This is a genomic window from Allomuricauda ruestringensis DSM 13258 (assembly GCF_000224085.1).
GTDB lineage: Bacteria > Bacteroidota > Bacteroidia > Flavobacteriales > Flavobacteriaceae > Flagellimonas > Flagellimonas ruestringensis.
The window spans coordinates 2,732,265-2,746,426 of sequence record NC_015945.1 but is presented as its reverse complement, the minus strand read 5'-3'; the positions used below and the strand labels follow the sequence as shown (position 1 = coordinate 2,746,426).

Below are 14,162 nucleotides of genomic sequence, written 5' to 3'. Positions count from 1 at the left end.
TTCTAAACGAAGAATCGCAAATTATGTATTTCTTGGGCAATATACCAAATTACCTTATTCGATACAAATTTGTATCGAATAAATGTCTCGTTTTTCTCAAATTTTACTAAATGAGAAAGTACAGCAGCACAGAAATTGAATTAATCAACATTCAAGTTGGCTGTATCTTAAGGTTAGCTAGGTTAAGAAAAGGGCTTTCCCAGCTTGAATTAGGACACCAAATAGATTCAAATCCAACATTGATAGGCAGAATTGAAAGAGCTGAGGGAAAAACCAGTTGGGAAAAAATTTACATGCTCTGCAAACAATTGGACGTCAACCTGTGTGACATTTTAAAAATAAAAGGTGTGGATTCCCTATTATCTATCGTCGAGGAAGCTATGCGATTTGAAGACAAGCTTACTCAAGACAAGACTAATTTCTATAATTCTCTAAAAAGAAGAATTCAAGATTTATTTAAGTTATTGAGTAAAGAACAAAAATAAAATCGGGTCGAAATCATTTCCCAGACTCAATTCTATAAAATTTCTACCTTTTAGTCCCGCTACCCCCCCTCAACCTTATTGGTTGGTTGATGGGACTGCGCCCATACTGCTATTACATTTTCGTAGCAAACATAATTTAGAGATGATTGGGTTAAATTCATACCCCAGGCATTGTTATTTCGTAAGCTTGATTTCAAACCTAAATAGATTAAAAATCAATTAAATTACTTAGATTTGGACAACCATTGTCCTGAAATAATTTTCAAGAACAGAAAAAGAAATGACAACAAAAGAATCGTTTGGGGAACATATAAGAGCATTAAGGGAAAACCAAAAACTTCCACTTAGAAAAGTTGCAGCGGCATTGGACATTGACCCATCCACACTCAGTAAAATTGAACGTGGAGAACGTTCTGCCAACAAGGAAATGCTACCGCTTTTAGCGGATTTATTCAACGAAAGTGAAGAAGACTTAGGGCTTATCCTGATGAGTGACAAAGTTGCTTACGACTTGATGCAAGAAGAAAATCCAGACCAAATTCTAAAAGTTGCCGAAGAAAAAATCAAATACTTAAAAAACAAGAATCTTCAACAAGGTTCGCTTGACTTATAACCATGACGATTAAAGACCTTGTTCAAAAATATCATGCAAACAGAACTGCTTATTTGAAAGCAGACTACAACGAAACGCAGTTGCGTACCGATTTCTTAGACCCATTATTTGAAATGTTGGGTTGGGACATCAAAAACAATCACGGAAAACCGACCAATGAAAGAGAAGTCTTGGTTGAAGAAGCTCTTCGAGAAGATGCGAATAGTAACACGAAAAAACCTGACTATACTTTCAGACTTTTTTCTGAACGAAAATTTTTCTTAGAAGCCAAGAAGCCTCACGTAAAAATAGATTCTGATACCGAACCTGCGAAACAGGTTCGCAGATATGGTTTTACGGCCAAACTCAAAATATCCGTTCTTTCCAACTTTGAACACTTGGCCATTTATGACTGCTCTCAAAAAGTGGACAAAGACGATTCTGCAACGAAAGCACGAATAAAACTTTACCACTACACGGAATACGAAAAAGCATTTGAAGAAATTCAAAAACAGCTTAGCCACGAGGTTGTTTACACAGGTGAATTTGACGAAATCTGGAAAGAAATTGAAAGCCAACTCAAACTTTCCAGTGTTGATGATTTATTTCTGAAACAAATTAATGAATGGCGTTTAATTCTCGGAAAAGAAATCCACTCCCACCAAAACCAGTTGGATGAAGCTCAATTAAACGACATTGTTCAAAGCTACATCAACAGTATCATTTTTCTTCGGGTATGCGAAGACAGGAACATTGAAGTTTATAAAACGCTTCTGAATTTCGCTGACAATGAAGATTTCAACGCACTTATTCAAAAATTCAGAGAAGCCGATAGAAAATACAATGCAGGACTTTTCAATCATGCGTTAACCGAAGAAATTATAACCAATAATAGTTCGGCCTTTTGGATAATCATTAAACAACTTTATTTTCCTGAAAGCACATACTCGTTTGTGGTTTTCGCTTCGGATATTCTCGGGAACATCTATGAAATCTTCCTTGGAGAACAACTCAAAATCACTAACGAAGGAATAACACTTGAAAAGAAACCCGAACACATTGACAGGGACATTGTAACCACACCAACATTTATCATTCAGGACATTCTCAGAGAAACCATTGCAAAACACTGTGAAGGAAAAACCGACACTGAAATACTGCAATCATCATTTGCTGATATTGCTTGTGGTTCGGGGGCTTTTTTGCTTGAAACGTACCAATTGTTGCATGATACATTGGTCGATTATTATTTGAAAAACAATCCTGCTGAACTGATACAAACAGCAATCAGCACATACAAACTCAAATTTGAAACCAAACGACAACTTTTAACCAATTGCATTTTCGGAGTTGACAAAGATTACAATGCGGTTGAAGCTTGCAAATTCGGCTTACTGTTGAAATTATTGGAAAACGAAGACAACAACACCATTCCAACTCCCGCCCTTCCAAATATGGATGCGAACATCCACTTTGGAAACAGCCTTTTAGATTCCGAAAAAACATCAGCCGAAAACCAACGGGATATTAATCCTTATGATTTTGGTGCGACCAAATTTGACGTAATTGTTGGCAATCCGCCTTATATGGCAACCGAACACATGAAGCAATTCACGCCTTTGGAATTGCCATTGTACAAAACACATTACCAATCTGCTTACAAGCAGTTCGACAAATATTTCCTGTTTATTGAAAGAGGATTGAATTTGCTCAAACCGAATGGACTTTTTGGATACATTGTTCCAAGCAAGTTCACAAAAGTTGGAGCAGGGAAAAAATTACGAGAGTTCTTAGCTTCCAAAAAAGAAGTTGAGCAAATTATCTCCTTTGGAGCAAATCAAATCTTTCAAGATAAAACAACTTACACTTGCTTATTAATCCTAAAAAAAACAGAGCAGGAACACCTGAATTATTTGGAAGTTCAATCTTTAAAGGATTGGAAAACAAGAAATATTGCTTCTCACAATTACGATTCTGTAGAATTTGAAAAATTGGATGATGATGGTTGGACATTGGTTCCGGGAAACTTAAAACCAATTTTTGAATCCATTGAAAGCCAATCTCAAACATTAGAATTATTAATTGGTTCAGAAAACATTTATAACGGCATACAAACCAGTGCCAACAATATTTACATCCATACAGCAACAAATGAGGACGAACAATTTTACTATTTTCAAAAGGACGGTACTGATTGGAAAATAGAGAAGGAATTAACCCGACCTTATTTCAAAACGTCCAGTGGTTCGGATAACCTAAACACTTATCGCCCTTTTTCGCCCAATGCTTTTGTTATCTATCCTTATCTGAAAACAGATGAAGGCATTCAGTTTGTAGAAATTGAACAATTGGAATCGGATTATCCGAATGCTTTTGCTTACTTGAACCACTATAAAGAAGCTCTAAATAATCCAAAAAGGGATATTAAGCCGACACCTGAAACAGAAAATGAATGGTACAGATATGGACGACACCAAAGTCTGGACAAATGTGATGTACCTGCAAAAATCATAGTTGGTGTTTTATCCCAAGGAAACAAGTACGCCATTGATTATTATGGAACTTTGATTTCATCAGGTGGAACAGCAGGATATTGTATGATAACTCTGCCCGAAGATTTCTCCTATTCCATCTATTACATTCAAGCTTTGCTGAACTCAAAATATTTGGAATGGTTCTCAGCACTTAACGGAGAAGTTTTCAGAGGTGGCTACATTGCTCGTGGAACAAAGGTTTTGAAGAAACTCCCTATTCGAGTAATTGATTTTGAAAATGAAACGGAAAAAGAGTTACACGATAAAATCGCTTCACTTCAAGAAGCATTAATTCAGTTGCAGGGTCAAATAGACCAAAATGCAGGAAACCAAAGGGAGCTAATTCCGCTTAAACGTCAGTTCGGTAACAAGAAAACCGAATTAAACGACATATTAAAAGCATTGTATAATCTGGGAGAAGTTGATAATCTAATCCCTTTAATTTCTGAATTGTATGCAGCTCATTAAAAACGCATCCGAAGAAAAGTTAAGGGGTGGATTTTACACTCCTAATCCCATTGCAGCCTTTATTTTAAAATGGGCTTTCAATGGCAATAAAGAACTGGAAATACTGGAGCCAAGTTGCGGTGATGGTGTATTCTTGGAAGAGATTCAAAAAGGCGGTTATAAATACAATTCGGTAACAGCCATTGAATTTGATGAAGTTGAAGCCGAAAAATCAAGAAATATTGGATTGGCTGATTCGAAAGTGATTCATTCCGATTTTCACGATTTCTGCATCAACACCAAAAAGCGTTTTGATCTTATTATTGGAAATCCTCCTTATATCCGTTACCAGTATTTCGATAAGCAACAACAAAAGTTTGCTGCTGAAATTTTCGATAAAGCCAATTTGAAATATTCAAAACTGACCAATGCCTGGGTTTCATTTGTGGTTGGTTCGTCCCTTCTTCTAAAGGAACAGGGAAAAATTGGTTTTGTGCTTCCTGCTGAGATTTTACAAGTTTCTTACGCTCAAACTTTACGTGAATTTCTCGCTAAGTTTTACAACAAAATCAATATCGTTTCTTTCGAAAAATTGGTTTTTCCTGACATTCAACAAGAAGTGGTTTTATTGCTTTGTGAAAAGAACAATTCTAAAACGCACTTAATTGAGCATTTGGAACTACGTGATGCCGAAGAGCTTCAAAATCTGGACGTTTCACGTTTGAAAAGCCCTAAAAAGAGAATTGATTTCAAATCAAATAAATGGACATTCTATTTTCTTGACCAAAAGGAAATCGACTTTTTAGAACGACTTCAAGAAAACCAACAAATCCAGAAACTTGGTAAATATGCAAAAGTTGAAGTGGGCATTACAACAGGTTCAAATCCATTTTTTACCGTTCCGCTTTCAACGGTTCAATTTTACGATTTAGAAAAGTACGCTAAGCCTTTAGTCGGTAGAAGCGTGCAAGTGCCGAGTGCCATTTTTACGCAAAAGGATTGGCAAAAAAATCGTGCAATGGAAGCTCGAACACATTTGCTGACTTTCCCTAAAAAGAATGATTTAAACGGTTCTTTGGGGGCAAGAGATTATATAGCTTGGGGCGAAGAACAAAAGATAAACGAAGGCTACAAATGTAGAATCCGTGACGAATGGCAAATTGTGCCTTCTTTGAGAATTTCGGATGCACTTTTCATTCGCAGAAATAATCTTTATCCCAAACTCATTATCAATGAAGCGGAAGCATATACAACAGACACTATGCACCGTGTAATGGTGAAACCGAATGCAGAGATAAAAGCGTTAACAGCAAGTTATTACAATTCTTTGTCTTTGGCATTTTCAGAAATATGCGGTAGAAGTCATGGCGGTGGCGTGTTGGAACTAATGCCAAATGAAGTGGAAGAAATACTACTTCCTTACAATTCAAATAACGCTGACTTATTACCTGAAATCGACAAAATGATTCGGGCTAAAAAAGACATTTCCGAAATCCTGAAAATCACGAATCAAAAGATTCTAAAAGAGAACTTTGGTTTTACCGATTCAGAAATTGAATTAGCAGACAGCATTTGGAGGAAATTATCAAAACGTAGATTGAACAGAGGGAAATAAGATGGACTTTGAGGCACTATTAAAACAGCTACAAGATTGGACAAATAAAGTTCCTCTTATCATTTTAGGAAGTGGTGCGTCTATTCCTTTTGGCCTGCCTTCAATGTGGAAGCTTGGAGAGCATCTAAAAAATTCGTTATCGTTTGATAATGACATTGACAACTCCCAGCTTGAAACATTTAAAAAAAGTCTGGACGAAAACAGAGATTTAGAAAAAACCTTATTGGGAATACAACTCAACACTAACGTTTTAAATGCAATCATTAAAGCAACTTGGAATTTAATTTCGGAAGATGACTTAAAGGCATACGAACAATTTGTAATAAAAGGAGAAGAATTTCCATTAGTTGAACTCATGAAATATTTGCTTTCAACAACTAACAGAAAAATTTCCGTAGTTACTACTAATTATGATCGTATTGCTGAATATAGTGCAAGCACAGCAGAAGCATTTATATGTACAGGCTATGCCCAAAACTATATCGGACATTTTTCTGATAACATCCAAACTAATGCTTTAGCGACCATCAAGGGATATAGCGGACAAGCAAATATTTGGAAAGTTCATGGTTCTTTAGATTGGTTTGAAACAATTGAAAAAGAAAATGTTCACTTGCCTTTACGCCAAGAGATTCCACAAAATTACAAGCCTTTAATTGTAACTCCTGGTCTCAGTAAATATGCAGAAACACACAATGAACCTTACAGAACTATATTCGCACAAGCAGATAATGAAATTCAAAATGCAAATGGCTACATGTGCATTGGTTACGGTTTTAATGATGTCCATGTCCAACCAAAACTTATCCAGCAAATTAAGACAAAACCCATAATTGTAATTACAAAGGAATTAACTCCAAAAACAAAAGAAGCAATAATAGGTGGTGGATGTAAAAATTACATCTTGATGGAGGAAAATGAAGGTTCAAACACAAAAATTTATTCATCAAGTCAGGGAGAACATATAATGGAAAATGTGGGCTATTGGAACTTAGCTGAATATCTCAAACTAATCGAATGACGAACTATGGCAATATTCACTTTTAAAGATAATTCTTCTATCGGAACGGTTTTCAGTGTTGACACGGCAACACTAATTATTAAAGTTGATGAACTTGAAAAACTGAGAAAACTCCAAGTAAATCACTTAGTAGCGATTCAAAGTTCAAAGGCTGGACAGCACCTAATAGGAATAATCAACCGAATAACAAGAAAGGCTTCAGATAATGAGCAGCCAACAGGTGATGATTTAGGATTAAATAATTTCCTTTTCACTGAAAATATTCTAAAAGTGAACTTAATAGGTACGCTATTGAATAAGCATGGAGAAAAAGAAAACGTATTCAAAAGAACACTTGATACAGTTCCCGAAATAGAAGCAAAATGTTTTCCAATAGATGGAGAAAATATTACCAAGTTCATGCAAACTATTTCATCTAAAGAAAACTATGAAATCCCTTTATCAATTGGAAAATATTCCATTGATGAAAATGCTGATGCCTATTTGGATGGAGATAAACTATTTCAACGTCATGCGGTAATTGTTGGGAGCACAGGTTCGGGAAAATCTTGGTGTGTTGCTCGAACAATCGAACAAATAGCAAAACTTCCTATGGCAAATGGAATCCTATTTGACATACACGGAGAATACAGTGGCGAGCACTTTAAGGCTGATGGCATTCAACATTTAAAAGTTGCTAATCCTTCCGATTTAGGAAAAACCCGAAACCTTGAGAAAGGTGTTCTTATGATTCCATATTGGCTTTTAACATACGAAGAAATGCTCGCTATGCTGCTTGATAGAAGCGACAGCAATGCCCCTAATCAAGCAATGCTTTTTTCAAAAACCGTATTTACCGAGAAACAAAAATACCTTGATGATATAAAGGACACTAGTTTTAAGGACAGCATCACAATTGATAGTCCAGTTCCATATAGAATTGAAAATGTCCTTAATGAACTTAAAAGGCTTGACGAAGAAATGGTTGCTGGTGCAAGAAGTGAAAAACAAGGGCCTTTTTTCGGAAAACTCACAAGATTTGTTCAAAGATTAGAAGCTAAAAGTCAAGACAAGCGTTTGGGGTTCCTATTTCAAGTTTCAGATGATGAATTACATATAGATTGGATGAATAAATTTTGTAGTTCATTGATGGAAGGAACAGAAATCAACGGAAATAAATCAGGAGTGAAAGTAATTGATTTTTCCGAAGTCCCGTCAGATGTCTTGCCTTTAGTAATAGGATTAGTTGCAAGAATTATTTTTTCAGTACAACAATGGACAACCAAAGAAATGCAACATCCAATTTGTCTGTTTTGTGATGAAGCACATCTCTACATTCCTGAAAGAACTAATCAGGATAGTGCTTCTGAACTTTCTTTAAAAAGCTTTGAAAGAATTGCCAAAGAAGGTAGAAAATATGGTGTTAGCTTAGCTGTAATAAGTCAAAGACCTGCCGAAGTAAATAGAACTGTTTTAAGTCAGTGCAACAATTTCATATCATTGCGTCTATCAAATGCAGAAGACCAAGCTGTTGTAAAAAGACTTTTACCTGATAATTTATCTGGACTAACGGAAGTATTGCCAATTTTAGATATTGGTGAAGCGCTAATTGTTGGAGATGCTTCCTTGCTCCCAACAAGAGTACTCATCTCAGAACCAACCATTAAACCTGATAGTGCGACAATCAAATTTTGGAAGGAATGGAGTAATAAAGAGGCTAAACAAGATATCCACCGCGCGGTTGAAGGACTACGCAAACAATCAAAACTATGAGTGAATAGACCAACTCATAATCAAAAATCTAAGAGGAGCTTTCTATTCCATTTAATCATTGACAATGCTAGATTGGCTATAAATTGACCTTACCTCCCGGTGCACCTTCAAATAGTGCCGCTCCAAATCCCCTTCCTTGATTTCAAAGGGCTTGGGCAACCCTTTGGGAATTTCGGGCCTTCGGAACTGTACCTTCCGGTCCTTCCCATCTGCAAACACCACAAACTCCCCCTGCTTCAACCGGAAGAACACCTCGGCCCTACGTTTGGACACTTCTTTCTCCCCTTCTGTAATGCGTCGCTCCAGATTCAGACCCGAACTCTTGCTCACACTCCGGGTGGGCATCTTGACCAGTTCAAAGAACCGCTCATAATAGCGGGCCGTATCCGGGTCGTTCACTTTCCCAAAGAACTGATAGGACAGATTGGACAAAATGGCCTTGCTGGCCTTCTCCCCGTACATCATATCGTTCTGAACCTTGTCCTGTAGCACATATACGCTCACAATATCGTAGCTCCGAAGGGTAGCCGGGATACGGTGCATGTTCAATAGCCGTAAGGTCGAAGCCTCTTCCAACAACATAAAGGAAGGTTTGCGGTTTCGTCTTGACATCTGTTTGGAGATGGTATGCATAATGGTGGCGATCACAGGAGATAGGGAAGCATCCTTTTGTGGATTGTTCACCAGGGCAATGACCGAAGGATGCTTTTCATTATTGATATCCAATGGAATCTCATCGGCGGACAATACCATAAAAATCTTGCGGGTACTGATCTTTTTGATGGCATTGGCCAAGGTACTCATCACCCCAGCGGTCTGTCGCTCCGACCCTACCCCACTGATAAAGGCATCGGCCATGGCGCGTGAGGTAAGGTTCCCCTTCAGAAACTTGATTAAGCTCTTGGTACCCAACTGCTGGTAGAGGGCCATTACATGGGGCAGCGTACAGAAGTCGGGGTATTCGGTCTTGAGCCGCCATATCATTCCGCTGATCAAGCCCTCAGCAGCATCCTTAAAAAAACGGGAGGTACTGTTCTCATCGGAGTCCCGATGTTCCATCAGGTTTTCCAACAATACCCGGGACACCTCATGGACACTTTCCTCATCGGGAAGGTAACGGGGTGCGATGGGATTCACGCGATGGTATATCGGCCCAAAGGACACAATCTTTAGGGGCACCTTTTGATCTTTCCAAAGAGGACAGGCCATTTCCGTGATCTCAAAATCCTTGTAATCGTGGATGACCCCCGAGAAGCCTTCTTTTTTAAAATGCTCCAAGAAGCCATAGATGACACTTTCGGTCTTCCCGCTCCCTGCTGAGGCCATCACGGACACGCCACGACGGATGTTGCCCAGCACCAAGGGCCTTCCTCTTACCTTCAACTTGACCTCGAACACCTTTGATGGTTTGCCCGTATCCTTATGGTAGTCCACCAGGCCATAGATCACGGTATGCATAAAAAACAAAGGGAGCCATAGGCCCATCGACTGTTTCAAAAGTAGGTCCCAGCCGAATATCCCTCCAATGGCAATTGCCACCATAAGCAGGATGCTGAGATAATACAGAAAACCGTATTTGAGATACCGATTGGCCACAAATGAGACCGCTCCCCCAACAATCAAACCGATTATCCATTCCATCCATCCTAAATTTTCCATAGCATATTTTTTAAATTCCAATCGACCCCGATTCCAAGGCCTTTCCGATCCCTTTTTTGAGCTGCATCATCGCCTTATAGGCCAATTGGGCCTTGTTGACCGGTATGGTCGGTACCTTGATGCCCGCCTTGAAGAGCAACTGCTTGGCCGCTTGCCGTTCATTCGTTGGCAATCCCAATAATGCGGAAAAGAACCGTTTGGGATCCTTATCCAACAGGTTACGGGCATGGTAGGTCTCCACAAAGTTCCTTCGGTAATTGAATTGTTGGTCAAAAGTCTTTTCCGCTGCCCTAAAGAATTTGTCCCTATCAAATCCCTGTTTGACGGTTTGCCCATGGAGCGTGGTCTCGGAAGTTCGGAACTTGGACCCCGGGGAGAGGCTATGGTTATTGGTCCTGTCCATGCGGCTCACGATAATATGGATATGGCTCTGGTGGCCTTCCTTGGCCATCCCCGGAACGATACGCTTTCCGTTGAGTTGGTGTGGGGCCTCTCCTTCTAGTGCATTTATTTTTTCCTGGAGCTTGGGAATATCCCCTTGCTCCCGCCCTACTTGGATGGCCCTGACCCGGTGTTGCAGTTCCAATATCTTGCTGGCATGGGCCTGGTTTTCCTTGACCTCGCGATCCTTTTCGGAATAGGTGCGTTCCCGCTCCAGTTTGGCAAAATAGAGGATGTCCTTGACGGTCACCTCGCGGTCCCTGTAAAAGGAGGCCGCATAGGCCTGCATGACCTCCCTGGTGTATTGCCGTAGCTTTTCGGGATCGTTTCCAATATGCTGGAGTTCCCTTTGGGACGGACTGACCACCAGGGAATAGAACTTGGGCTCCCGCTTTTTGAGCTTGGCCGTATTGGCATCGATCTCGGCAATGACCCGCTCCGCATCGATGTTGTTCTCTTCCTGATTGAAATACCCTTCCTGTAGTTCCGGTGCCTTCCCTTCGTTCTCCTTTTCCAGGTACTTGACAAAATCCCGGGCACTCCCCCGAAAATTGTCTCCCAGTTGTTGGCGTGTGATGGCGATGTACATAATTATTGCTTTTTAAGTTTTGTACGGTATTTTTCGATGGCCTCGGGGTTCAAATCCAATTTGAGATGGTCCTTCCCAAAGCGGTTATGGAACACCGATACATGGTCCAACACGTATTTAAAATCCTCCTTGAGCTCCTCCATTTGTTCCTCCAGTCGGTCATAACGAATCTTGGGCACGGTGACCTCTCCATCAAAAGCTTCAGTCTCCTTGGGTGGCTTGGCCTCGGTCAATTGCTGTTCGATAAAGTCAAAATCGCTGTCCCATTCCTCATCATTGGATTCCAGTTCCTGTTCAAAGAGCGCTTGGATCATGCTAACGGTGGGCAGGGTCTGTTCCTTTTCGATGCTGCGCATGATGGCGACCATGGCATTGAAGCGGCGTTTGATCAAATATTTGAGACTGGCGATGGTCTCGTGCATCCGTTCGTCCGGGGAGATCCCGTTGTGCTCAAAAAACTCGACCATGGCCAAGAGGGTCATGGAATGTGATTTCCCTTGACGCTTGGAAAAGCTCCTGAATTTTATGGCCACGGAAATTTTGACCTTCATGGCTGCAAATCGTTCTTTTTCATATCCTTTATCCATTTTTTCACCAAAAATTTGCTGGTTTTACTGGGCTGAGCGTGTTTTTTCACCAAAAATCGAACACCCTGTTTTTTCAATAACACCCGAAACCCCATAAACAGGGGCCTTGCGGAGCAATCATGATCGGTAGGACGCGTTAGCGTGCTACCCTCTTGCTTCTCCGATTTGTCCCGCAGGGACAAAATCGTATCGCACAACCGTCTTTAAAAAAGCTGGTTGCATGTTCTCAGTGCAATTGATTGTACGGACTTTGGGAAAGTCAAACCTAAATCGAATGCCGTACACCATAAATATATCGGGTTTTGGGTGAAACAAAAAACGTGGATTGCTGCCAATTGGTTCGGTTTTGCACCAAATTGTATGGAACGGGCGTTTTGGAAAAAATTGGACGTCAGATTGGGGACGGCACGACAATAAAACAAGGCTCTTTTTCAAGAGCCTTTATTGTCAATTGGTGATCTATGCATCTGTGGGCAATTGCTCCCTGCGGTACTCAAACCTGAAAATCCAAAGATTGATTACCAGCAAGAAGGATTTTTCAGCAGGTGCTTCTTTCTCGATGGTTTCCTTTTGGTGTTTCCGTGCCGGGATTTCCAACGACTTTTTTACTGTTGTTTTCATAAGAATTGATTTTAAATTATCGATTATTTGATGGCATCCCCGCCCTTCCCAAAAATTTCAGCTCAAAAGGAAGCGGAATAAAAAGTGAGCATGCGAACGGCTTTATGCCGAACGCTTTTGATGGGAATATTTTTGAAGGGCTTTCTTGCGGTCAAATAAGGGATAGGTGTTGTTCGGGGCTGGACTGTCCTTTATAAAGTGGCACATCCCGTATTGGTTTTTGTGGGTTCGATACGCACGAAAACCAAACTGCGAAAAAAAAGACCCCATGGGCTTGGGGTCTTGGCCGATCGGTACACTTCAAATCTTGAAACTGTACCTATAATTGTAAAGGTTGCGGATGGCTTCCTGTTCCAATAGCTTGTCGTAGTTGCTGAATTGGGTCTTGGCATAGCTGCGCAACTGTTTCCCAAATTTTGCCTCTACGTCCCTTTTGGACAATGCGATCAACCGTTGTTGTGCGCTGTCATCAAGGTCGTTGAAATTGATGTGTATCATTTCCATGGGTTTTGGCTGTTGTGGTTTCTATAAATCATATAGGTCGGGATTGAACCCATCGGGATAGTCCTTTGGGTCTTGGATTCCTTCCAAGTCATTTTCAAATTCCGTTGCTTCGGTTTCTTTGTCATTCATGGTGCATACTTTAAAGGTCTCCATTGTCGGCAAAGCTGTAGTATTCATTATTGGGTGTGATAATGATATGGTCAAGTACCCGCACGTCAAAGAGTTCCGCTGCCCTCTTGATTTTTTGGGTAATCTTCCTGTCCGCTTCGCTCGGCTTCAATGTGCCCGAAGGGTGGTTGTGGCATAAAATGATGTTTACCGAAAGGGTCTTGACCACTATGGCGAACAATATCCGCACGTCCACCAATGTACCCGTTATGCCCCCATGCGACAAAGGATAGATGCCCTTGACCTTGTTGGCATTGTTCAACAGTAGTACCTTAAAGGTCTCGTGCATCCCAATGGTCTTTTTGTTCCAGTTTTTGAAGAGCAATTGCGCCACCGCCTGTGAACCGGTAATCGAAGTGGCATTTACCGTACTCAGTTTTTCACGGTAACTTACCTGTATTTCATTGACTTTGTGTTCCATAAATCTGTTCTTTATAGTTAGCATGTGATTGAATATTCCAAGAGGGTGCAACCTTCCCCGTTGCACCCTCATTTGGTTACTGGTCGTTACCGCCCAACAATAAGATCTCATTGGCCACCACTTCGGTCACATAGCGTTTGTTGCCCTCCTTATCCTCGTAGGAACGGGAGGTCAGCTTTCCCTCAATGGCAAGTTCCTTGCCCTTGCTTACAAACTTTTCGATAATGTCGGCGGTCTTGCCCCAGGCGGTCACGTTGTGCCATTCGGTATTGGTGACCTTTTCGCCCTTTTTGTTCCTGTAATGCTCATTGGTCGCCAAGGACAAACGGGCAACTTTTTTGTCATTTTCCAAGTTGGTGATCACTGGGTCTTGCCCCACGTTACCGATCAACTGTACTTTGTTTCTTAAACTGCTCATAATAAAAGGTTTTAAATGCCTGCCCTCTTGGCAGACGGGTTACTGATTTCCCCGTATCTCCATGCAATTGTGTGCGGATTTTAAGGGGTGTTTGTTTGCTTCTTGGGTGCGCAGCACAATAAAAGAAGGGGGTTCAGTCAAGGCTTTTGGGAGGAAATCGGGAGGCTCTGCGACGTGGTTTTTACCGAAGGGCTAAAAACTAGGAAGTGGAAACCCTATTTGTGAGCAAAACCCGCTTGGCCTTGACGGGTTCCATAAGGGCCCTAGGAATTCCTTCCGACCCAGACCCGTGCGAGCGTACGGAAAGT

Annotated in this window: 13 protein-coding genes; 6 read left to right on the top strand and 7 right to left on the bottom strand. The window is 40.7% G+C overall.

The window, feature by feature from the left end:
• The first annotated feature begins 110 nt into the window (after positions 1-110).
• The 6 genes from MURRU_RS12320 to MURRU_RS12295 all read left to right on the top strand — a co-directional run bounded on the left by MURRU_RS12320 (position 111) and on the right by MURRU_RS12295 (position 8,446).
• Positions 111-485, top strand: a complete 375-nt coding sequence (locus tag MURRU_RS12320) for a helix-turn-helix transcriptional regulator (protein ID WP_014033802.1) — start codon at positions 111-113, stop codon at positions 483-485.
• Between the two features lie 280 nt (positions 486-765).
• Entirely contained in the window at positions 766-1,098 is a 333-nt protein-coding gene (locus tag MURRU_RS12315) for a helix-turn-helix domain-containing protein (protein WP_014033801.1), read from the top strand.
• 2 nt (positions 1,099-1,100) lie between these two features.
• Entirely contained in the window at positions 1,101-4,079 is a 2,979-nt protein-coding gene (locus MURRU_RS12310) for an Eco57I restriction-modification methylase domain-containing protein (protein ID WP_014033800.1), read from the top strand.
• Positions 4,066-5,673 (top strand): Eco57I restriction-modification methylase domain-containing protein, encoded by a 1,608-nt coding sequence (locus MURRU_RS12305; RefSeq protein ID WP_014033799.1) that lies wholly within the window; start codon positions 4,066-4,068, stop codon positions 5,671-5,673. The genes MURRU_RS12310 and MURRU_RS12305 overlap by 14 nt, the downstream gene beginning before the upstream one ends.
• Before the next feature lies 1 nt (position 5,674).
• On the top strand, positions 5,675-6,694 hold the full coding sequence (locus MURRU_RS12300) for an SIR2 family protein (protein WP_014033798.1): 1,020 nt from the start codon (positions 5,675-5,677) through the stop codon (positions 6,692-6,694).
• 6 nt (positions 6,695-6,700) lie between these two features.
• Positions 6,701-8,446 carry an ATP-binding protein gene (locus tag MURRU_RS12295; RefSeq protein WP_014033797.1) on the top strand — a complete coding sequence of 582 codons (1,746 nt, stop codon included), beginning with the start codon at positions 6,701-6,703 and terminating at the stop codon, positions 8,444-8,446.
• Positions 8,447-8,497: 51 nt separating this feature from the next.
• On the opposite strand, the gene MURRU_RS12290 is transcribed toward MURRU_RS12295, so the two are convergent.
• The 7 genes from MURRU_RS12290 to MURRU_RS12260 all read right to left on the bottom strand — a co-directional run bounded on the left by MURRU_RS12290 (position 8,498) and on the right by MURRU_RS12260 (position 13,854).
• Positions 8,498-10,105 (bottom strand): type IV secretory system conjugative DNA transfer family protein, encoded by a 1,608-nt coding sequence (locus MURRU_RS12290; RefSeq protein ID WP_014033796.1) that lies wholly within the window; start codon positions 10,103-10,105, stop codon positions 8,498-8,500.
• Between the two features lie 10 nt (positions 10,106-10,115).
• Positions 10,116-11,135: a MobB family relaxase gene (mobB, locus tag MURRU_RS12285; protein WP_014033795.1), complete on the bottom strand. Its 1,020-nt coding sequence runs from the start codon at positions 11,133-11,135 to the stop codon at positions 10,116-10,118.
• A 2-nt stretch (positions 11,136-11,137) separates the two neighbouring features.
• Positions 11,138-11,722 carry a BfmA/BtgA family mobilization protein gene (locus tag MURRU_RS17640; protein WP_014033794.1) on the bottom strand — a complete coding sequence of 195 codons (585 nt, stop codon included), beginning with the start codon at positions 11,720-11,722 and terminating at the stop codon, positions 11,138-11,140.
• A gap of 459 nt (positions 11,723-12,181) precedes the next feature.
• Positions 12,182-12,343, bottom strand: a complete 162-nt coding sequence (locus tag MURRU_RS17955) for a hypothetical protein (protein WP_014033793.1) — start codon at positions 12,341-12,343, stop codon at positions 12,182-12,184.
• 300 nt (positions 12,344-12,643) lie between these two features.
• Positions 12,644-12,841 carry a hypothetical protein gene (locus tag MURRU_RS12270; RefSeq protein WP_041801981.1) on the bottom strand — a complete coding sequence of 66 codons (198 nt, stop codon included), beginning with the start codon at positions 12,839-12,841 and terminating at the stop codon, positions 12,644-12,646.
• A gap of 145 nt (positions 12,842-12,986) precedes the next feature.
• Positions 12,987-13,436, bottom strand: a complete 450-nt coding sequence (locus MURRU_RS12265; protein ID WP_014033790.1) for a JAB domain-containing protein — start codon at positions 13,434-13,436, stop codon at positions 12,987-12,989.
• Between the two features lie 76 nt (positions 13,437-13,512).
• Positions 13,513-13,854 carry a single-stranded DNA-binding protein gene (locus tag MURRU_RS12260; protein ID WP_014033789.1) on the bottom strand — a complete coding sequence of 114 codons (342 nt, stop codon included), beginning with the start codon at positions 13,852-13,854 and terminating at the stop codon, positions 13,513-13,515.
• Positions 13,855-14,162: the final 308 nt, after the last annotated feature.

Excerpts from the sequence above, each read along its gene's own strand:
- MURRU_RS12310 (WP_014033800.1), top strand. The coding sequence starts at position 1,101 with ATGACGATTAAAGACCTTGTTCAAAAATATCATGCAAACAGAACTGCT.
- MURRU_RS12270 (WP_041801981.1), bottom strand. The coding sequence starts at position 12,841 with ATGATACACATCAATTTCAACGACCTTGATGACAGCGCACAACAACGG.
- MURRU_RS12315 (WP_014033801.1), top strand. The coding sequence starts at position 766 with ATGACAACAAAAGAATCGTTTGGGGAACATATAAGAGCATTAAGGGAA.
- MURRU_RS17955 (WP_014033793.1), bottom strand. The coding sequence starts at position 12,343 with ATGAAAACAACAGTAAAAAAGTCGTTGGAAATCCCGGCACGGAAACAC.
- MURRU_RS12305 (WP_014033799.1), top strand. The coding sequence starts at position 4,066 with ATGCAGCTCATTAAAAACGCATCCGAAGAAAAGTTAAGGGGTGGATTT.
- MURRU_RS12295 (WP_014033797.1), top strand. The coding sequence starts at position 6,701 with ATGGCAATATTCACTTTTAAAGATAATTCTTCTATCGGAACGGTTTTC.
- MURRU_RS12265 (WP_014033790.1), bottom strand. The coding sequence starts at position 13,436 with ATGGAACACAAAGTCAATGAAATACAGGTAAGTTACCGTGAAAAACTG.
- MURRU_RS12260 (WP_014033789.1), bottom strand. The coding sequence starts at position 13,854 with ATGAGCAGTTTAAGAAACAAAGTACAGTTGATCGGTAACGTGGGGCAA.
- MURRU_RS12320 (WP_014033802.1), top strand. The coding sequence starts at position 111 with ATGAGAAAGTACAGCAGCACAGAAATTGAATTAATCAACATTCAAGTT.
- MURRU_RS17640 (WP_014033794.1), bottom strand. The coding sequence starts at position 11,722 with ATGGATAAAGGATATGAAAAAGAACGATTTGCAGCCATGAAGGTCAAA.
- MURRU_RS12300 (WP_014033798.1), top strand. The coding sequence starts at position 5,675 with ATGGACTTTGAGGCACTATTAAAACAGCTACAAGATTGGACAAATAAA.
- mobB (WP_014033795.1), bottom strand. The coding sequence starts at position 11,135 with ATGTACATCGCCATCACACGCCAACAACTGGGAGACAATTTTCGGGGG.
- MURRU_RS12290 (WP_014033796.1), bottom strand. The coding sequence starts at position 10,105 with ATGGAAAATTTAGGATGGATGGAATGGATAATCGGTTTGATTGTTGGG.